The 17,327-nt window shown below is 39.4% G+C and carries 38 protein-coding genes; 35 read left to right on the top strand and 3 right to left on the bottom strand.

The window, feature by feature from the left end; genetic code table 11:
- Nucleotides 1–15: 15 nt before the first annotated feature.
- On the bottom strand, nucleotides 16–288 hold the full coding sequence (locus PBAT_RS02370) for a hypothetical protein (RefSeq protein WP_068646150.1): 273 nt from the start codon (nucleotides 286–288) through the stop codon (nucleotides 16–18).
- Between the two features lie 97 nt (nucleotides 289–385).
- Here PBAT_RS02370 and PBAT_RS02365 point away from each other — a divergent pair, with 97 nt between their 5' ends.
- The 27 genes from PBAT_RS02365 to PBAT_RS02265 all read left to right on the top strand — a co-directional run bounded on the left by PBAT_RS02365 (nucleotide 386) and on the right by PBAT_RS02265 (nucleotide 12,334).
- Nucleotides 386–1,141 (top strand): ORF6N domain-containing protein, encoded by a 756-nt coding sequence (locus PBAT_RS02365; protein WP_068646148.1) that lies wholly within the window; start codon nucleotides 386–388, stop codon nucleotides 1,139–1,141.
- Nucleotides 1,142–1,156: 15 nt separating this feature from the next.
- Nucleotides 1,157–1,309 (top strand): hypothetical protein, encoded by a 153-nt coding sequence (locus PBAT_RS25125; RefSeq protein WP_157091294.1) that lies wholly within the window; start codon nucleotides 1,157–1,159, stop codon nucleotides 1,307–1,309.
- A 14-nt stretch (nucleotides 1,310–1,323) separates the two neighbouring features.
- A complete protein-coding gene (locus tag PBAT_RS25120; protein WP_157091293.1) occupies nucleotides 1,324–1,491 on the top strand; it encodes a hypothetical protein in 168 nt (55 codons plus the stop codon).
- A complete protein-coding gene (locus tag PBAT_RS25515) occupies nucleotides 1,488–1,640 on the top strand; it encodes a DUF6906 family protein (protein ID WP_169810076.1) in 153 nt (50 codons plus the stop codon). The genes PBAT_RS25120 and PBAT_RS25515 overlap by 4 nt, the downstream gene beginning before the upstream one ends.
- Nucleotides 1,641–1,650: 10 nt before the next feature.
- Complete coding sequence (locus PBAT_RS25115) at nucleotides 1,651–1,797, top strand: hypothetical protein (RefSeq protein WP_157091292.1); 147 nt, start codon at nucleotides 1,651–1,653, stop codon at nucleotides 1,795–1,797.
- Between the two features lie 93 nt (nucleotides 1,798–1,890).
- The gene (locus PBAT_RS02360) at nucleotides 1,891–2,091 is read left to right on the top strand and encodes a hypothetical protein (RefSeq protein ID WP_149466233.1); all 201 of its coding nucleotides are present in this window, start codon (nucleotides 1,891–1,893) and stop codon (nucleotides 2,089–2,091) included.
- Nucleotides 2,057–2,287, top strand: coding sequence for a hypothetical protein (locus PBAT_RS02355; RefSeq protein WP_068646144.1), 231 nt, complete (start codon nucleotides 2,057–2,059; stop codon nucleotides 2,285–2,287). The genes PBAT_RS02360 and PBAT_RS02355 overlap by 35 nt, the downstream gene beginning before the upstream one ends.
- Nucleotides 2,288–2,311: 24 nt before the next feature.
- Nucleotides 2,312–3,940, top strand: a complete 1,629-nt coding sequence (locus tag PBAT_RS02350) for an AAA family ATPase (protein WP_068646142.1) — start codon at nucleotides 2,312–2,314, stop codon at nucleotides 3,938–3,940.
- A 3-nt stretch (nucleotides 3,941–3,943) separates the two neighbouring features.
- Nucleotides 3,944–4,711 carry a RecT family recombinase gene (locus PBAT_RS02345; protein ID WP_068646140.1) on the top strand — a complete coding sequence of 256 codons (768 nt, stop codon included), beginning with the start codon at nucleotides 3,944–3,946 and terminating at the stop codon, nucleotides 4,709–4,711.
- Entirely contained in the window at nucleotides 4,692–5,504 is an 813-nt protein-coding gene (locus PBAT_RS02340) for a PD-(D/E)XK nuclease-like domain-containing protein (protein WP_068646138.1), read from the top strand. The genes PBAT_RS02345 and PBAT_RS02340 overlap by 20 nt, the downstream gene beginning before the upstream one ends.
- 15 nt (nucleotides 5,505–5,519) lie before the next feature.
- Nucleotides 5,520–5,936 carry a single-stranded DNA-binding protein gene (ssb, locus tag PBAT_RS02335; RefSeq protein WP_068646136.1) on the top strand — a complete coding sequence of 139 codons (417 nt, stop codon included), beginning with the start codon at nucleotides 5,520–5,522 and terminating at the stop codon, nucleotides 5,934–5,936.
- Nucleotides 5,937–5,947: 11 nt separating this feature from the next.
- On the top strand, nucleotides 5,948–6,262 hold the full coding sequence (locus PBAT_RS02330; RefSeq protein ID WP_068646134.1) for a hypothetical protein: 315 nt from the start codon (nucleotides 5,948–5,950) through the stop codon (nucleotides 6,260–6,262).
- A 19-nt stretch (nucleotides 6,263–6,281) separates the two neighbouring features.
- Nucleotides 6,282–7,253 (top strand): Lin1244/Lin1753 domain-containing protein, encoded by a 972-nt coding sequence (locus PBAT_RS24600; protein WP_084402769.1) that lies wholly within the window; start codon nucleotides 6,282–6,284, stop codon nucleotides 7,251–7,253.
- Nucleotides 7,246–7,413, top strand: a complete 168-nt coding sequence (locus tag PBAT_RS25110; RefSeq protein WP_157091291.1) for a hypothetical protein — start codon at nucleotides 7,246–7,248, stop codon at nucleotides 7,411–7,413. The genes PBAT_RS24600 and PBAT_RS25110 overlap by 8 nt, the downstream gene beginning before the upstream one ends.
- The gene (locus PBAT_RS02320) at nucleotides 7,386–7,655 is read left to right on the top strand and encodes a hypothetical protein (RefSeq protein ID WP_068646132.1); all 270 of its coding nucleotides are present in this window, start codon (nucleotides 7,386–7,388) and stop codon (nucleotides 7,653–7,655) included. Before PBAT_RS25110 ends, PBAT_RS02320 begins: the two co-directional genes overlap by 28 nt.
- Nucleotides 7,652–8,155 (top strand): Holliday junction resolvase RecU, encoded by a 504-nt coding sequence (locus PBAT_RS02315; RefSeq protein WP_068646130.1) that lies wholly within the window; start codon nucleotides 7,652–7,654, stop codon nucleotides 8,153–8,155. Before PBAT_RS02320 ends, PBAT_RS02315 begins: the two co-directional genes overlap by 4 nt.
- A 66-nt stretch (nucleotides 8,156–8,221) precedes the next feature.
- Nucleotides 8,222–8,545, top strand: coding sequence for a DNA-entry nuclease (locus tag PBAT_RS02310; protein WP_246168306.1), 324 nt, complete (start codon nucleotides 8,222–8,224; stop codon nucleotides 8,543–8,545).
- 179 nt (nucleotides 8,546–8,724) lie between these two features.
- Nucleotides 8,725–8,982, top strand: a complete 258-nt coding sequence (locus PBAT_RS02305; protein WP_068646126.1) for a hypothetical protein — start codon at nucleotides 8,725–8,727, stop codon at nucleotides 8,980–8,982.
- 24 nt (nucleotides 8,983–9,006) lie between these two features.
- Nucleotides 9,007–9,954, top strand: coding sequence for a phosphoadenosine phosphosulfate reductase domain-containing protein (locus PBAT_RS24595; RefSeq protein ID WP_084402768.1), 948 nt, complete (start codon nucleotides 9,007–9,009; stop codon nucleotides 9,952–9,954).
- Between the two features lie 103 nt (nucleotides 9,955–10,057).
- Nucleotides 10,058–10,270 carry a hypothetical protein gene (locus PBAT_RS02295; protein ID WP_068646124.1) on the top strand — a complete coding sequence of 71 codons (213 nt, stop codon included), beginning with the start codon at nucleotides 10,058–10,060 and terminating at the stop codon, nucleotides 10,268–10,270.
- Nucleotides 10,271–10,485: 215 nt separating this feature from the next.
- Nucleotides 10,486–10,647: a hypothetical protein gene (locus PBAT_RS25105; RefSeq protein ID WP_157091290.1), complete on the top strand. Its 162-nt coding sequence runs from the start codon at nucleotides 10,486–10,488 to the stop codon at nucleotides 10,645–10,647.
- Nucleotides 10,647–10,904: a hypothetical protein gene (locus PBAT_RS02290; RefSeq protein ID WP_068646122.1), complete on the top strand. Its 258-nt coding sequence runs from the start codon at nucleotides 10,647–10,649 to the stop codon at nucleotides 10,902–10,904. The genes PBAT_RS25105 and PBAT_RS02290 overlap by 1 nt, the downstream gene beginning before the upstream one ends.
- 6 nt (nucleotides 10,905–10,910) lie before the next feature.
- Nucleotides 10,911–11,267 carry a hypothetical protein gene (locus tag PBAT_RS02285; RefSeq protein WP_068646120.1) on the top strand — a complete coding sequence of 119 codons (357 nt, stop codon included), beginning with the start codon at nucleotides 10,911–10,913 and terminating at the stop codon, nucleotides 11,265–11,267.
- A complete protein-coding gene (locus PBAT_RS02280) occupies nucleotides 11,260–11,430 on the top strand; it encodes a DUF6877 family protein (protein ID WP_338045679.1) in 171 nt (56 codons plus the stop codon). The genes PBAT_RS02285 and PBAT_RS02280 overlap by 8 nt, the downstream gene beginning before the upstream one ends.
- Entirely contained in the window at nucleotides 11,423–11,671 is a 249-nt protein-coding gene (locus PBAT_RS02275) for a hypothetical protein (protein ID WP_068646115.1), read from the top strand. Before PBAT_RS02280 ends, PBAT_RS02275 begins: the two co-directional genes overlap by 8 nt.
- On the top strand, nucleotides 11,668–11,874 hold the full coding sequence (locus PBAT_RS02270; protein ID WP_068646113.1) for a hypothetical protein: 207 nt from the start codon (nucleotides 11,668–11,670) through the stop codon (nucleotides 11,872–11,874). The genes PBAT_RS02275 and PBAT_RS02270 overlap by 4 nt, the downstream gene beginning before the upstream one ends.
- A gap of 4 nt (nucleotides 11,875–11,878) precedes the next feature.
- On the top strand, nucleotides 11,879–12,334 hold the full coding sequence (locus tag PBAT_RS02265; RefSeq protein WP_068646111.1) for an ArpU family phage packaging/lysis transcriptional regulator: 456 nt from the start codon (nucleotides 11,879–11,881) through the stop codon (nucleotides 12,332–12,334).
- A 57-nt stretch (nucleotides 12,335–12,391) separates the two neighbouring features.
- Here the strand turns inward: PBAT_RS02265 and PBAT_RS02260 are convergent, their stop codons facing one another.
- Nucleotides 12,392–12,871: a hypothetical protein gene (locus tag PBAT_RS02260; protein WP_068646109.1), complete on the bottom strand. Its 480-nt coding sequence runs from the start codon at nucleotides 12,869–12,871 to the stop codon at nucleotides 12,392–12,394.
- 69 nt (nucleotides 12,872–12,940) lie between these two features.
- A complete protein-coding gene (locus PBAT_RS02255) occupies nucleotides 12,941–13,789 on the bottom strand; it encodes a hypothetical protein (protein WP_068646107.1) in 849 nt (282 codons plus the stop codon).
- Nucleotides 13,790–14,561: 772 nt separating this feature from the next.
- Here PBAT_RS02255 and PBAT_RS02250 point away from each other — a divergent pair.
- The 8 genes from PBAT_RS02250 to PBAT_RS02220 all read left to right on the top strand — a co-directional run bounded on the left by PBAT_RS02250 (nucleotide 14,562) and on the right by PBAT_RS02220 (nucleotide 17,326).
- Nucleotides 14,562–14,762, top strand: coding sequence for a hypothetical protein (locus tag PBAT_RS02250; protein ID WP_149466232.1), 201 nt, complete (start codon nucleotides 14,562–14,564; stop codon nucleotides 14,760–14,762).
- A gap of 73 nt (nucleotides 14,763–14,835) precedes the next feature.
- Nucleotides 14,836–15,132 carry a hypothetical protein gene (locus tag PBAT_RS02245; RefSeq protein ID WP_068646102.1) on the top strand — a complete coding sequence of 99 codons (297 nt, stop codon included), beginning with the start codon at nucleotides 14,836–14,838 and terminating at the stop codon, nucleotides 15,130–15,132.
- Nucleotides 15,133–15,243: 111 nt separating this feature from the next.
- Entirely contained in the window at nucleotides 15,244–15,450 is a 207-nt protein-coding gene (locus PBAT_RS25100; RefSeq protein ID WP_157091289.1) for a hypothetical protein, read from the top strand.
- Between the two features lie 2 nt (nucleotides 15,451–15,452).
- On the top strand, nucleotides 15,453–15,779 hold the full coding sequence (locus PBAT_RS02240; RefSeq protein ID WP_068646101.1) for a hypothetical protein: 327 nt from the start codon (nucleotides 15,453–15,455) through the stop codon (nucleotides 15,777–15,779).
- Nucleotides 15,772–15,981 (top strand): hypothetical protein, encoded by a 210-nt coding sequence (locus tag PBAT_RS02235; protein WP_068646099.1) that lies wholly within the window; start codon nucleotides 15,772–15,774, stop codon nucleotides 15,979–15,981. The genes PBAT_RS02240 and PBAT_RS02235 overlap by 8 nt, the downstream gene beginning before the upstream one ends.
- Nucleotides 15,982–16,194: 213 nt before the next feature.
- Nucleotides 16,195–16,542 (top strand): hypothetical protein, encoded by a 348-nt coding sequence (locus PBAT_RS02230; protein WP_157091288.1) that lies wholly within the window; start codon nucleotides 16,195–16,197, stop codon nucleotides 16,540–16,542.
- Nucleotides 16,543–16,556: 14 nt separating this feature from the next.
- Entirely contained in the window at nucleotides 16,557–16,892 is a 336-nt protein-coding gene (locus tag PBAT_RS02225; RefSeq protein ID WP_068646096.1) for an HNH endonuclease, read from the top strand.
- Between the two features lie 104 nt (nucleotides 16,893–16,996).
- Nucleotides 16,997–17,326 (top strand): P27 family phage terminase small subunit, encoded by a 330-nt coding sequence (locus PBAT_RS02220; RefSeq protein ID WP_068646095.1) that lies wholly within the window; start codon nucleotides 16,997–16,999, stop codon nucleotides 17,324–17,326.
- Nucleotide 17,327 lies beyond the last annotated feature (1 nt).

Genomic DNA, 17,327 nt, shown 5'->3' with positions numbered 1-17,327 from the left:
TTACATCGAAAATGATTAAATGTTTTCTAGTTTCACAATCGATTGAGCACTGTAAGTGATTTCAGGGTTTTTGACATCAAAAAAGAATTTTGAGTTAGCGAGAATTTCTAGAAAACTTGGGGTTAAACCATCGTGAATGTGACTCCATAAGCCGTAAGTTCCAGATTGAGATGGGTAGTTTTTATTAGGATTTTCTTTATCTGGGAAAAAATCGATCGCCATAAACGTTTGTTCTTCATTAAATGTTTTGGTTGAGCCATCAGAAAATGTAACTTTAATTTTATCCATTAATGCAATTTCTCCCTTCTATACGAATTGATAAGCTTAGACAACTTTCATTCTAGCAGAGGGATAGGAAATATTCGACAGAAAGCGAGGTAATCAAATGAATCAATTACAAGTTATTAACCACAACGGTCAAAGAGTTTTAAGCACTGCTCAACTTGCTGAATCATTCGGAACTGAAACAAAGATTATCAGCAAGAATTTTGAGAGAAACGAAAGTCGGTATTCAAAAGACAAACATTTTTTCTTGCTTGAAGGTGATGAACTAAGGGCATTTAAAGCAAGTCGTCAAAATGACGTTTCGCCAAATATCAATTGCTTGTACTTCTGGACTGAAAAAGGAGCATGGCTTCACGCTAAATCATTAAACACAGATAAGGCTTGGGAAGCTTACGAATCACTTGTAGATGATTATTATCGCATCAAAGATGTACAAGCATTAGACACAAGCGCATTAAGCCCTCAACTCCAACTCCTAATCAACATGGAGCAAGGATTAAAGCAAATCGAACAACGCCAACAGCAAACAGAACAACAGCTTACAACCATCAAAGAAACCTTCCTGAAACGTGATGAGAATTGGAGATCAAAGATAAACGGAATGTTGAATGGATCTGCCAATCGAATGGGAGGCCATCAGGAAGTTAGAAGAGAAAGTTATCGACTCCTAGAAGAACGAGCCAAATGTAATCTTGGAGTACGCCTTACTAACTTGCATGAACGCCTTACGGAGCAGGGAGTCACAAAAACGAAGATTAAAGATACCAACCGTTTAGATGTGATTGAGTCTGAACCACGACTTAAGGAAATCTATACAACCATTGTTAAGGAATTGGCGATTGGGACTTTAATCTGAAAGGAGGGATAACCCATGTACACAATAATGACCAAAGATAATGACGTTATCGTTGTCGATTCCTCAGAAGTTAGCTACAACGAAAAATACGGATACAAGAGAGCTTCTGAACACGAGACGTACAAACGTGCATTTGTAGAAGCTGTTTTACTTCAAGAAACTGAATAGAAAGGATGATACCCATGACGGACGCTAGACTAATGGATCGTGTAAAGGCTAACGCTCGGCTTCAACAACTAATCAAGGTTAGACGCGATAAGAAGATTTTAGATGCTGGAAACGATTGGTTAGATAAAGAAATATCTGATCTCGAAACATTCTTACACAGTAAGGAGGGACAAGCAGTATGAAAAACGGTAAAAGACCAACACGTCGGCAATTATCCATTATCTCAGAAAGCGTTGCAACTCCTGCAGATTGGCTAGTAAGTAAATCCACTTCTAACGAGCTTCACTTGGTACATCGTTACGCCAAACAAACTAAAATCATTTGGTTATAGGAGGGTAGCTATGAAATTTAATAAGAGAGTGAACTTTTTCTCGGTATGCTTCGGGAAATCTGAAACGGCAGTGTTGGACAAGACTCAAAACCTCTTAGAGATACATACAACATTGCAGACTAAACCAATTTTCATTGCTTTGGGGAATCAAGAATAATTTAAAGCTTAGGGATTTACTTAATGATGCTTATCCAGTTAGCACCTATGTATTGAAAAATAAATCAACAAGCAGTCGAGTTGAACCATGATCATGGGCATTCGGATTAAAGCATCCGGTGACTTCATCGACTTGCTTGCACTGAATATGGTTGGTGGTCAAGTGACAGAAGGGAAGCATCCGAGGTTCGCTTTTAGAAGTGATATCCAACGCAATAGATATAACGAAATTCGGAAACGGCTTAAAGGAGGAGAATCACTTGAAAGCATTGCAAGAAGCGATACAAAAGCTTGAGGATCTACAGCAATCGAGCAAAGGGTCATTCGTTGGTGCTGGGGATGAAATCATTATCTTCATGCGGCATGATCTGCAGGTCGTAATCGACAACTTGAAAGATGTCCATAATTCCTTAAAAAACGAAAAAGTGACCACGGCGGCAACCGAGATCACTAGAATTAAACACTTTAGAAATATTTCACGGTCAATATAACACAAATATTAGGAGGATGTCAAAATGCATATTAAACGAATTGAGATAAAGAACTGGTTAGGTATCAAAGAACTAATGTTTAGTCCAGGTAAATTTAATAAGGTTTCAGGCGATTCGGGAACAGGTAAGACAAGCCTTGTCGAAGGATTAGAAAAGTTGTTCACGAACAAAAGCCGTAGAACAGAGGTTATTCAGCATGGTGAGGATGAAGCAGAACTGTTCGTTGAACTGGATGATGGTTTGCAAACAACAAGAAAAATCCGTTCTGAGAAAGCCGATTATTTGAAAGTGAAACACGATTCCAAAGCGGTTAGTAGTACGGAATCATTCCTTAAGAAACTGATCAGTGGCGATATATTCAGACCTATTGAGTTTGTCCAAAAGAGCGCAAAAGAACAGACGGAAATTATCCTTAATATGCTTGCAATCGAATGGACAGTCGAGGATATAAAAAGTTGGTTTGGAGAAATGCCAGAAGCTGATTACCAGCTGCATATTCTGCAAATTTTGAAGGAGATTGAGACAGGGTACTTCACCGAACGAACTTCTATCAACGGAGAAATAAACCTGTTAAGAGCCAATATTGAAGGGATCAAGCGTGATCTACCGCAGAACTATGACGGAGCTGAGTGGAAAGACGTTAATCTTCAAGCCTTATATAAGAAGCTGTCCGATGCAGAAGAGTCCAATAACAAACTGGATGAAGCTGTCAAGCTGATTGATGGTTTGAATATCAGAATTGACGACATCAAACAACGATCTGCTAATGCTAGAGAATCAAAGGTGTTGGAATACAGTAGGCAGCGCGAAACATTAAATTCTTCTATTAAACGATTGGACGAAAACATAAATGACGAGAAAACAAAAGTAGATGATGTCTCTCGTAGAATCAATGATGAATCTATCAGATTGGATTCTGAATTAGAACAAGCTATTGAACGATTGAAATTACAATACCAAGCAAAAAAACACTCATCCAAGGAATCGATTCAGCAGGAAGGCGAACAATCAGCCGTGTTCATTAACGAGTACAAAGAACAGCTCGTTGATAAGAAAAGCACTCTAGCAAATATTGACGAGCATGAAAAGAAGGACCTTGAAAAGATCGAGGACCATGAAGCAAATCTGATTACCTCAGAAAATGAGAAGTCAGGTAATGCTCAGAAAATCATTGATGAATCTGTATTAATCGATGTTGAACCACTCAAGGAATCGGCGAATCAGGCTGCTGAAATGAAAGAGTATTTACGTGAATGGGAACGCATGAATGAAATCATCAAGGAAAAATTATCACCTAAAGAAGCTAGATCGGCCGAGCTTACAAACAAGATCCAAAAGGCTAGAGAACTTCCAAAAGAGTTGCTTAAAACAGCATCATTGCCAGTCGAAGGATTGTCGGTAGATGAACAAGGGCGAATTAGAATTGATGATACGTTAATTGATGGACTATCAGAAGGAGAGTCATTAGAGTTTGCCTTCAAGCTTGCTAAGGCCCAAGCAGGGGAATTGAAAGTAATCTGCGTTGATGGTTGGCAGAACCTTGGAAGCAGACAACAAGAGATCATTGAATCCTCTAAGCATGATGATTATCAATATTTTGTTCTCGAGACTATTGACGGTCAAGATTTAAACATTGAGATTGTGGAGGGATAAACCATGTCAGATAAATTAGCTATAATTCATAAAAATCTAGAAGGTTTACTTGAAAGTAAACGTGAAGCAATGCCCTCCAACTTTAACAAAACAAGGTTCCTCCAAAACTGTATGGCGGTACTACAGGATGTTAAGGACATAGATAAAGCCGATTCAACAACCGTAGCTAGAACGATGTTAAAGGGCGCCTTCCTTGGCTTAGACTTCTTCAACAAAGAGTGTTACGCCATCATTTACGCCGGCAAGGTTGAGTTCCGGACGGATTACAAAGGTGAAGTCAAACTTGCCAAACTATACAGTATCAATTCGATCAAGGACATATATGCAAAAGTAGTTAGAAAAGGTGACGAGTTCACAGAAGAAATTATAGCTGGACAACAGTCTATAACCTTTAAACCTATGCCCTTTAACGATGGAGAAATAATTGGAGCTTTTGCAATAGTCATGTTTAAAGATGGATCGATGAATTATGACACTATGAGTGTAAAAGAAATCGAAATCATCAAAGAGAACTTTTCTCAGAAATCGAGAGATAGCGGTGAATTCTCTAAGGCTTGGAGAATAACACCTGGAGAAATGTATAAGAAAACTGTTCTGAGAAGGCTTTGCAAGAATATTGAACTAGACTTTGACACCATCGAACAAAAACAAGCATTCGAAGATGCTGCTGAAATGGACTTCAATAAGAAAGAAGAGGTCAAGCAAGTGAGCCCTCTGAATCCAATCGATGTGGAATACGAGGTGGTCGCAGATGCAACTAACCAAGAGTAATTACTTCAGCCAAGAAGCCAATCGTCACTACATGTCCGTATCTCAGTTCAAAAGTTTCCTGCCCTCATATGGGGGCTGTGAAGCTCAGGCGGTCGCCACTCTTAACGGAACATACGAACGATCCTCAGTCATGGCATTCATGGAAGGACACTATGTACATGCTTGGAATGAAGGCACACTTGATGAATTCAAAGCTGATAACCCTGATCTATACAGCAGCAGAGGGGCAACCGCCGGACAGCTTAAATCTAACTTTCAACACTGCAACACGATGATAGAGGTCCTAGAGAATGATCCATTAGTCACGAAGGCATTGGCCGGAGAAAAGGAAGTTATCTTAACTGCTGAATTGTTCGGGATACCTTGGAAGGTAATGCTTGATAGCTACAATCCTGCTGTTGGTATATTTGCAGACCTAAAGGCCTTGAAAGAAATAGATGGTAAGTGGTGGAACAAGGATGCTCAGGCTTATGAAAACTTCCTAGATCACTACGGGTACACGATACAAATGTCTGTATATACAGAGGTTGAGAAGCTTGCAACAGGTCGTGAACAGTGGTTACTACCACACATGGTCATCGTGACTAAGCAGAACCCACCTGACCATGAAATTATTTACTTTGATTATGAGGTTATCCAACAAAGTTTAAATATCGTGAAGAACAATATAGAACGTGTGAAAGCAGTCAAGGCAGGGCTTGCTGAACCTGTGAGATGTGAGAAATGTGAGTATTGCCGGCAGACGAAAAAGATCCAAACGATCAAACACTTTTCAGAATTGAGTTTGTATTAATAGGAGGGAATCAAATTGTTAAATCGAGTTATATTAATTGGTCGCCTTGTACGTGATCCTGACCTTAAATACACACCATCAGGTGTAGCTGTAACCCAATTCACACTCGCTGTAGATCGCCCATTCACAAAAGCAGGCGAGGAAAAAGAAGCAGATTTCATTCCAATAGTTACGTGGAGGCAGCTTGCCGAGACTTGCGCTAATTATCTAAAGAAGGGTCGCCTAACAGCTGTAGAAGGTCGCATACAGGTTCGGAACTACGAAAACAACGAAGGTAAGAGAGTGTATGTAACAGAGGTTATAGCTGATAACGTGCGCTTCTTGGAATCATCTAAAAAGGACAACAGTAGTGACTCATCAAAAAGCAATCAGGATCCATTCTCGGATGATGGAAAACCAATAGATGTCTCAGATGATGATCTACCATTCTAGGAGGTGCACTGATGACTATAGGATTTCCTAAATCTCCAAAGAGTACCAGAGTGAAGCTGACACAGAAGCAAATGGGTGAAATTAGCCTAGCAGTAGATACAGAGCTTAAAGAACGCTCTCATGGCTTGTGTGAAATGTGCGAAAAGGCACTAGCAACCGAAAGAGCTCACCTAACTGGACGTCCACATTTAAAACATAAGACAACAGTGACTGACTTGATACACCTTTGTTCCAAATGCCATGACTGGTTAGACGAAACACCAGAAGGGATTAGGTCTAGAAACTTTATAGTGACGGTGATCAGTAAAGTATTACAAAAAAGCTAGTGAGTAGGTGGTGGTATGAGTGGCGCGACCATTAAAGGAAAGCTTAGATTATTTTCCTCTAGATATTGATTTTGACCAAGACGATAAAATGATTGTCACTTTAGCAAAGTATGGTATGGAAGGTTTGGGAATCATCGTCAAGCTCATGGGAGAGGTATACCGCAGTGGATACTTTTACCCATGGACTGAACGTGAACATTATGTATTCAGTAACCGAGTTAATGTTGACATAAACCTTGTTAAAGACATCGTTAATGAGTGCATAAAATGGAGGTTCTTTAACCAAAGCGTGTTTGAAACTCACGGCGTACTTACATCTAAGGGGTTTCAACGGCGATATATCGAAGCAGCGAAGCGCCGAAAGTCTATAACATTCATCGATGATTATCTTCTTGTTGACCCTACCGAGGAATGTAAAAACGTCTCTTATAGCATTACCGTAGTTAATGTTAACGGTAACGTAGTTAATGTTTACATTAACCCTGATAAATGTAACGGACAGTCAACACAAACACCACAAAGTAAAGTAAAGGAAAGTAAAGTAAAGGAAATAGAAATAGATAGTAAAGAAAACCAAACACAAGAACCTATAGGCGGTGTACCTGAGATTCCTTTTAATCCTTATAGAATTTTTGAACAAGAAGGATTCGGAACAATTAGTTCCACGCTTAAAGACAACATTGACGATCTCGTTGAAACCTATGGAGACCGTTGGTACCTGGAAGCGATGAAGACGGCCGTTTTATCAGGGAAACGATCTATGGCTTACGTTAATGGAATACTAACTCGTTGGAAAACGGTAGGCATAGATGAACCTTGGACAAAGGAAAAGGAAGCACCACCTTCTAAAAATAACTACCGAGGCAATCAAAAGGCAATCATCCCCATTACTGATGGTAAGGATGCACCAGCGGTAAGTGATGATGAATATGATCGGCTTATGCAAGAAGCTGCTGAACTACAAGCTAGCAAGGAGCGTGAGCATGACTAACCCAACAATACCCAACCAAATCAAACAGGAGATCATCCTAGGCACTTCGGACGATGATTCAAAGGATTGGTTGACTAGAGTAATAGAGTCGGCAGAAAGGCAATACAGAGCTTTAGAACAGGAGGGAAAAACATGGGGGCTAGAAACCAAGCAATTATAAATCCACTAAACGCTAAGAGCAGACGTAAGATACATCTAGCATGCGAGGAAATGGATTTTACATGGTGTGATGACGAAGTTAAAAAGTTTGAAGATATGTGGTTACAAGGTGAAGGTATAGGGGAAATCGCAGGGGAACTTGAACGAGATCCCGATGAGGTCTTGATATTGCTTATTGATCGGGCAAGAAACAATAAACTTATCATCAAACGTCCAAATGGATTAATGGGGTTGCCGATATGAATACATTTGCTAATCGCGGGATGAAATTCGAAGAACTCATAAATTATGCAAACGATCAATATACAGCAAAAGGCATAGCGAATATCAAGAAGATTTCTACTCCTTGGACAGTATTGAGACAAGGGAAAAGAATCACCAGTGCATTTCCATCTGGTCCAAGCACAGTGGACTTCATGGGCGACTGGCAAGGTAAGTCGATCTGTTTCGAAGCCAAGAGCACGAAAAACGAAAAGAGTTTCCCATTCAGCAACTTTGAAGAGCATCAAATTGAGTTCATTCGAAGTTGGAAAGGTGAATCGTTCGCTCTCATACACTTCGAAACTCATAACGAGACCTATCTAATTGATCGTATAAACCTTCTTAGGATGTGGGACGAGCAAATGTTAGGGGGCAGGAAGAGTATCCCTTACAAGTGGTTTCAGGAGTCTGGAAGGTTGATAGAAAAAGGTGGATATCAAAACCAAGGTATTGTACTAGATTACCTATCAGCGATCAGTTAGGAAAACAATAAATCCGTGACCACTTACAACCCAAAAATAGAACTGGTGTACCCATAAATACAATTAATGGAGGAGGGAGTAGTCATCGGTAAACATGAAATGCAATACGAACCTGATGAGCAAGACATCATTGATGGGATAACTTACGACAGGCAAGGTCGGATGGAATACAACCCTTTATTCCACTTTAATCACGGAAAACATTACACAACATCAGAACTCATATATATCTGCAAATATTACGAGATTGATGGAAGACGAAACATGTCACTGGCGATCGGTAAAACGATTAAATCAATCACTTCTACGGTGTGGAAGTTAAGGCAATCAGGAAAATGGGATTATTACAAAAACTTCGATGATGAAGCTTGGGAAACGATCCCTATTTAACTTATAAGGAGATAGAACAATATGAAAGTACCAATTATAAAAGTTATCCTAAGAAATTACGCTGAGCCAATCGAGGTAACATCAATAGATTTCATAACCAGAACACTCACTTGGAATTATATGGGTCGATATATAAAAGATATAGAATTTAGCGACGTTGAGTCTTGGGAGGTTACACAATGAACGACAAGATAACAGAGATTAAAGCATATGCAGAAATGCGTAATAAAACTAACTACAAACACACTACGGAAATTGAATACATCACATACCTTCTACAACTAGTAGAGCCGTTGATTAAAGCACTAGAGTTCTATGCGGATGAAGAAAAATATACAGATGGTGATTGTGGCGGAGTATATGACGCAGACAAATTATATAGCTCTATCGCGCTTGATAAAGGTGAGAATGCCCGTGAAGCCCTATCAATTATTTAGCTAGAGGAAGGGAGACAGACACACATGCAAAAACTTATAAACGTTATATCTCTATCAGGTGGAAAAGATAGTACGGCTCTTTGGCTGTACGCACTGGAACAAGGAGTGGATTTAATGCCTGTTTTCGCTGATACAGGTAATGAACATGAGAAAACATATGAATATATTGAGTACCTAGAAAAGGAACTTGGACCGATCCGAAGAATCAAAGCTGGCTTTACAGAACAGATAGAAAACCGTAGGCAGTATGTAACGAACTATTGGCCGGATAAATTACGAAAAGATATACCTGGTAAATGGGTTATAGATCCCGGCGTACCAACAGAAGGCTTAGATGGTGTACTACTAGATGATCCTCCAGAAGTTGAGCCTAATGATCCTTTAAAGGAATATAAAGGTGTATACGGGTGGATATGGAGACCGGCTATAAATGGAATGAGCAATCAAGAAGCTGAGGAAACAATTAATAGAGTCTTAGAAGCTCTAATCCCCACAGGAAATCCATTCTTAGATCTATGTATGTGGAAGGGCAGGTTTCCATCAACAAAGGCTAGGTTTTGCACGGTAGAGCTGAAGGTTAGACCATTTTTTGATCAAGTCTACTTACCTCTGATTGAGGGGGGGCACCACATAATCAGTTGGCAAGGAGTTAGGGCGCAAGAAAGTTATGCACGATCTAAGCTACCTGAAAGAGAAGGCACGCCTGAAGGGTATGAGATATATCGTCCGCTATTGAACTGGAAAGTTGAAGAAGTGTTTGCGATGCACGACAAGCATGGCATTGAACCTAACCCACTCTATAAAGAAGGTATGGGACGTGTCGGATGTATGCCATGCATCAATACCGGTAAAGCGGAGCTCTTTGAAATAGCAAGAAGATATCCGGAAGAAGTTGCAAGAATTGCACGCTGGGAAGAGATCGTTAAACAGGTATCCAAACGTAATGGAGCATCATTTTTCGCAAATTTATGAAAGATTAACCCTGATACGGCCGCCACTAACGTTAAGCATATTCGGTCGGGACGAAGTAAGGTCAAGGGCGCAAAAGACACATTATACGAAGGAGGTATGTTAAATGTCAGCACAATCATATAGAGCAAAAAAACAGACTTATCTAACTAAGGATAAGAAATCTACAAGAACTGTTTATCATCCACAAGCTATGTTCAGAGGAGAGTTATGTCATTTCCCTGACGAGACAACTGAGAGCGGTCTTATCGAATACGATAACAAAGAAGATGCTCTTGTAAATGCTATTGAATTGTACAAGCACTATAAAGACAAATAAAGCTGTTATGTAGTAGTGCGAAGATAAAGCGCAGCACGGATGCGGGTTATAAGTAATCCTTCGAATCGACCGCACAGGCCCAAGCCGTATAAAGCAATTAAAGGGATAGTATAACCTCTCTCCCTACCTAAAAGGAGTGTAAAGGATACTTGTCAAAATCTCTGTAAATTATTCCGTAAATTATTCCAATAAATATTCCTGAGAGGAAGAAGAAAATGATCAAGAAAATAACAAAACGTTTCAGACCGTCTAATGATGGAGGATTCTTTCACAATTCTCGTGAAGACGTGGCTGCCTTAGCGAAGTTTTGCAACGAGCTTGCGGATAAGGTCAATGAACTCACGGATAAAGTGAATGAATTGGAGGGTAGAGAGTAATGGATAAACGACAGACATTTGAAAACATTGTAATCAACCTTGAACCGGATCAAAGATTCTTCAGACAAACAAAAGCCGATTGCGCCTTAGTGTTAATCGACAAAATAGAAATCAATCATTACGCAGAACAAATTATACTGTCAGGCACGCACTTCACGGTTGATTACGAGGATAAGGTAATTGAGCGCATCGAGGATAGGACAAACATACACCTTGAAACAAACCTAATCGCTGAGCATAACGAAGGTGAGGATTGATCCCTAATGAGTAGAGACCCAAGAGACTGGCAAGCAGATATGGAACTCATTCACATCATCGCATTAAAAGATAATCGAATCATTGATTTAAACAAACAAGCAAAACAACTCGCAGAAGATAACGCACGTTGGACATGTCAATGGAACGGAGCAGAGCAAAAGTATCTTACTCAGTCTAATGTGATAGCGGAGCTTAGGGAACAAGTGAATAGAGCAAATAAAGCATTGCAAGAGATAATTGAGTATTCCAAGCATGATGGAATATCAAAGCATCTTGATAACTGTTATGTGACTGCTAGACACGCTATTTCAACCCTTTATCCCTTAGATAGGGAGGATACAAACATTGAATCCAATGGATGAACTACTCAAGATTTCTCACCTAATACCTTTTGAACCTTTACAAGATATAAATCGACGTATAGGCGACTGGTTAGCTATGGGTGGTAAACAAGATGATCCATACATTGCCCAACAACTTAGATACGCGAAAAGGTATGTAAGGGAGGATAACGGTAATGTGTAAATGCCTAAAGGAACTAGCCAACCAACATTCCAAGAGTAGTCGCCAGAACCGCAGGGATGCAGAGGTTCAAACAAGTGTGAATATTAACATCACAATCAGACCCTATACATTTGATGATAAAAAGGGTGCTCGGCTATCCAAAACGGTGATACACAAGGATATACCACCTAAGTACTGTCCGATCTGTGGTAAAAAGGTGCACGGGTACCAAGAAGCCAACTCCGTGGGGTCCAGAGCATGAGTGAAACGGTAAAAGCTAAAACCTTTTGGGTCTGGACAGATAAAGCAGAAGCTAAGAACCCAGCACGTAGCAGATCAGGTGAACCAATATGGGAAGATAAACGATATGAAGCTCCACAATGGATGATAGATCAAGGATTGATTCAAGATGCCGGAGATGTGGACAAAGAAGGTCAAATGAGCATATTCGATTTAATGGGGTGACCACATGGATAATGAAGTATTTCAAATCGCTTTCCCAGGTATGACCATAGACGAGGACGCAACCTTTACTAAACTGGAAAAAGAGTTGAAAACGGCATTTTTATATAAAAGATTGGGATTTATACGCAGAGAAGCAGTCACGACTCCAAGTTATGACCTCAAAGAAGGTGGCACAAATTCAGCGCGCACCGTCTCCAAACAAACGGAGAATATAGCTATTCACAACATAGACGGAGAAGATAGATCGAAGAACACCTATGACCGCGTGACGTTAGCTGTTAGTTGGTTAAAACATCCACAACAACGAATCATAACGGAAAGATACATGACCGATCCTGAGGTGTCTGATTTAAATGTGTGGCTCAACCTTAACCTGTCCGAAAGGACTTACTATAGATTGAAAAAAGAAGCCATGAGCGAATTAGCCTTTGCCTTGAGATTAGAGGTAATTATTGAATAGTAGACACAAACTGTGTCACAGGAGAAGAAGAAATGAGAAAATAGGTGGACACTCAAACTATTTCTCAAAAGGAAGCTTTATGTCTTTTAGCTCCTTATTAATTCGCTTTGCTTCTTCAATATTTTTAGCAGGTGAAGTGATAGTGATCTTCTTATTTCCATCATTGTTTGATTTGGTTAGTTTGTGATAAAGATCCTGATCTGTAATTTCAATAGTAAATTTCAGACTTTGATAATCAAAAAAGATTTGGCCAAGATAAGATCTTGATGTTTTGATGTAGCTGATTAATCCTGTTCCAGAAGAAAAGAGTACATTTTCAAGCTTAATTTCATCTCCAATAACCAGAGATCCGATGAAATTGTGATCTTTAGTGTCATACTCACCTTTCATTGATACCTCTATAATTTTTTCTGTTTCGCTTCCATATATAAATGCTGCATTTTTGATATTAATCTCTTTCTTAGAATCGGTACAACTTATGAGTGTAAGAGACCAAATAACTATAATAAGAGTTTTAAGCAAAGGACTGTTTTTCATTAAATTTCACCTTCCTTTTTTTGAAGAGAGAGAGCCAAGAGTCACCTCCTAGCCCTCTCTAAATAAATTCTAGAATGGGAAATATGGGGTTACTTTAACAATAGCACCATAGTTATATGAATAATATAATGGAGAGGTGGTGCTTTTTGCTAAAGATGTAAGTTTAGCTGTATCATAAAAATATTCTGCAGCTTGCCCTGATATTTGGCCTATATTTAAATTTGATGGTGTGTAACGAACAGTGCCTTTGTAATAAACAACGTTTAACTGAGCGGATGTATTTTTCTTTGTTGAAGTTGCCATAGGTTCCCAGATACCGTTTCTATACACTTCGACTACCCTGGTAATTATTACGTAATCGAGAAGAGAGCGTGTGATGGTACTGTTATATGATGTATATTCAGGCGGGTTGACAACAAGACCAAGAACTGACTGGAAAATACCCACATATGGATGGGTCATACCCACGGCAAACTCAAACGCCTTCTTTGCTAAAACTTGCAGATCTCCAGCCGTATCATTATACACCGTTTGTGCACCATAGGTTAATTTGTCAGTTATTCTTGTATCACCTGACACTGCTCTACTACCTATTTCTGGATTGCCGTTAGGATATACTGTCTCGCTATAAACAACATAATCTTTAAGTAAATCTTGATTTTGTAGAGAGCGTTGAGTAGGATTCAATTCCATCGATTTACTTAACTCTTCTTCGTATTTATTGATATCTAATGCCTTGCCTTCTTTAAGCGCTTTCTCTTTAATGTATTCGAAAGAAACTGTACTAGATCCTGTCATAGAATCAATTTGATCTGTCTTATCTTGAGCTGCATAAACGGGGGCTCCACTAATCACAACACTTAGAGCTAAAAAAGGAACTGCAAATAACTTAACAACCTTGCCAAAGTTCTTTTTCATGATTTGCCACCTCCAGGGAATATTAGCATTTGTTTACAAATACTAACATTAGTATATTAGTATTGCTAGATTTTGTAAAAAGATAGATTCAATTAGTGTAGCAATAGCTAACTTTTTGTCGAAGTTGTTTAACTCGATAATATAGTTGCTAATATACAAGAAGGAGAAGGAGATCAAATTATAGATCGGAAACCATTTCCGAATTTCATTTATGTTTTCTGATCGTTTGTCTAGTTTGATTGAGTATATTCTTTACGACTTTGGAGTTCAAGCAAAGAAAAAAGAGCAATATGGAGAAAGAAGGTTAATACGCAGTACGAAGATACCTCGCCATAAATCTTGGCAGGATATTGGCAGGAAGTTGGCAGGGAATTAGGAGATAAGCGATATATAATGTAATTGTGGGTAAATGAGATTGGACACCAAAGAGATATGAATATCTCAACTCTAAAGCGGTCAAGCCAGTGATGAAGAGGCTTGTAACCGACTTAATATGCCGTTGGTGAAATTCCAATCCATTCCCTACAACCTATCGATATATTGTGCTAATACATTGAATAGGGGATGATATAAGATGTGGTGGCGGAATAGGTAGACGCTAAATAAACTCGGCCCAAGACTCAGACGGAGTAATCATGCATCGGGTCATAATCAAGGTGTGCATGATATGCAAGGTGCAAATCCTTGCCCACATAAACAGATAAGGCATCAGGTCTATGGACTTGGTGCCTTTTGTTATTACAAATGTTATTATCTATGCGAGGTGATACGTATGAAATTGTATTTAGTAATTAGAGAACACTACGCATATGATGAATATGAATCAGTAATCGTTAGAGCGGAAGATGAAAATAGAGCATTAGAGATAGCTATGAAATTAAGTGATGACTTTAGTGATGAATACACAACAGTTAAAGAGGTACAGGTAGATGGTGAAGAAGGTGTGATACATAAAAATTTTAATGCTGGATAATGAATAAATAGGACACATCAAGCGCTCACATTGTGGGTGCTTTTTTTATATTACATAAAGGATGGTGATAGACATGAACGTACAGGAGAAGATGAAGAAACTAAACATACAACCTGTTAACGAAAAAGTGTATCTACAACATCTAAGACAATGGGAATTACTAGGGCAAGACATGAGTGAACAAAAGTATTACAAAATGTATGGGGACACACCAATGTTTTACTCTGATGACTACTTAAATAAACATTCGATTGATGCATTGCTTAAAGACAACAAGAGAAGTCGTGAGATGCTAAATCCAACACTTATAGCTAAACTACTAAGCAAGTGTGACGCATGGTGGTTTAGGTTCAGATATATGAAGCAATAGACATCAGTTCAATCCACAGCACGTCATGTGCAGAAAGGATTAAGGTGATCAAACTATCTGCGTTAGTCACTCGCTTATGTGACTGGATATAAGAAAGGATGGTGAAATGAAGTGGAAGCTGAACAATTAATGGCTAACGTCAGAATCAAAGTAACTCTTAGATATCGTATATGTAGAAGGTTACTATTATGCCTAATGAAGTGCGACATCATCGGTGTGGATAAAGGGATTGCGATTCACAAGAAGTTACTCGATCGTTCGATGAGCTTTAAGGTAGGGGATATTGAATGGCAAGCGGTACAAGGGAAGGAAGGGTGATCATGAGCAACCCACAAACAACAACATGTGATGCAGGATGTAACCAACAGTTCACAGTAGATCAATTCACAACTGAACGGATAGGTAACGGAGTAGACAAGATATACTTTGCCTGCACTCATTGCAATCACAAGTATGCAGCGTTCTATTCTGACATTGGGGTAAGGCGGTTACAGGCTAAGATCAGGAGAGTGCAACAGAAGTTCGCCAATCCTCATGCTGATCATGCTAAGGCAGCAAGGCAGGAAACTGAGATACAACAGCAGATCAAAGAACGAATGGATGCGTTGAGGTTAAAGGTTGAGGGAGAAGGTGGGCTTAATGGATAATGCTGATCAACGTAGACTGAAAGATATAGAGAGTGTTACAAGTGCGTGGATAGGTGGATACACAAACAGCACTGGCGCTATGCATGAAGTTAATAAGATCATGTCCAGAAAGTATATAGAAGCATCCAACGTACAATGTGTGAACATGGATAACGGAAAGACAATCAACATTGGAACAGCGTTGTTAGAGTTCAGGCGATAGCGAAAGGGTGATCCCAATGGATAACATATACACCACAGAGGATGATACACGGAAGAACATGTCTCTATGGAATGCAAGGAAGGGATATGTGCCAGAACTTAGAACGGTTACCTTATATAACGATGGGATTCCAATAGTGATAATGGAGTTGGAGGAGTGATTAATGTGAAGGGTGACATATTGTTTAGATGCGTTGATAAGCATAGGTTTATCGTGAGCCGTGAGGATATACGCATTGGAGTAGATGGACTGGCCTGTATTGAGTGTGGCAAGTGGTGCTATGCAATAGGAAGCGCTGATTTGTATCTAAATGAAGGAGTGAAGAGATATACAAGAAGCAAGACCAAAGATCCACTACTAACCATAACTGTACAAGACATAGACAGCGTACCTGTTGTTACATACAAAGGGGAAGACATACAAGGTAAGGTATCAATCTCCTATGAATGGTTAACACGTGACGACACAGGGGATGGCATACACAACGCATGCATCAAGCACATAGACAAGTATGTAGGATCCATTGGAGAGATTACATTCAATAGGGAAGTAACAAAGTAGTATGAGGCGATAGCGTGGCTGAATACAAAACTCTAGAACAAAAGAAGAAGTTCTACAATGGAGCAGAATGGACAGGCAAGGATGGTATAAGACATCAAGCATTGAAGAGAGACAACTATGAATGCCAAGAGTGTAAGAAGCTTGGACAGATACATCTAGACTCAGAAAAGGTTGATGGAGAACGTAAGAGCATTGAATTAAATGTACATCACATCAAGGAGATAGAAGATCACCCAGAGTTGGCATTGGTGTTGGATAACACAATTACTCTATGTTTATACCATCACAACGTTGTACATGGTCGAGTACCTGAAGACAGTCAAGGAAAATGGATGGATGAAAAATGGTAACACCCCCCGTCAAAATATTTCAACGATTATGAAAAATCTAAATGACCGGGGAGGGGTGTTCTGTCGAGTTTTTTTGAAGTTATTGCGCGATAGGGGGGGTAGGGATGGATGAGAAGAAGATCAAAGCGTTAAAGAGTGAGCTGCTTAAGCGGATCGATAAAAAGAAAAAAGTACAACTTGAGAAGATTGACCGCTATATTAACTTGGTTGAAATTTACTATTCACTTGATGGCGCTATCAAAGACCACGGCATTATGATCACGACAATTAACGGATCTCAGGAATTCACCAAACCGAATCCAGCTATCGCCGAAAAGAATAAGGTTAACAGTTCGTTGATTGCTCTCGGTAAAGATTTGGGCTTGGATGTTCCTATTGGCAGTGGTGAAATAAACACCAACGGATCAGATAAAAGTAAAAGCGATTTGATCTAGC

This window comes from Paenibacillus antarcticus (genome assembly GCF_001637225.1).
Lineage (GTDB): Bacteria > Bacillota > Bacilli > Paenibacillales > Paenibacillaceae > Paenibacillus_AQ > Paenibacillus_AQ antarcticus.
This window is presented reverse-complemented; position numbering and strand designations above follow the sequence as displayed.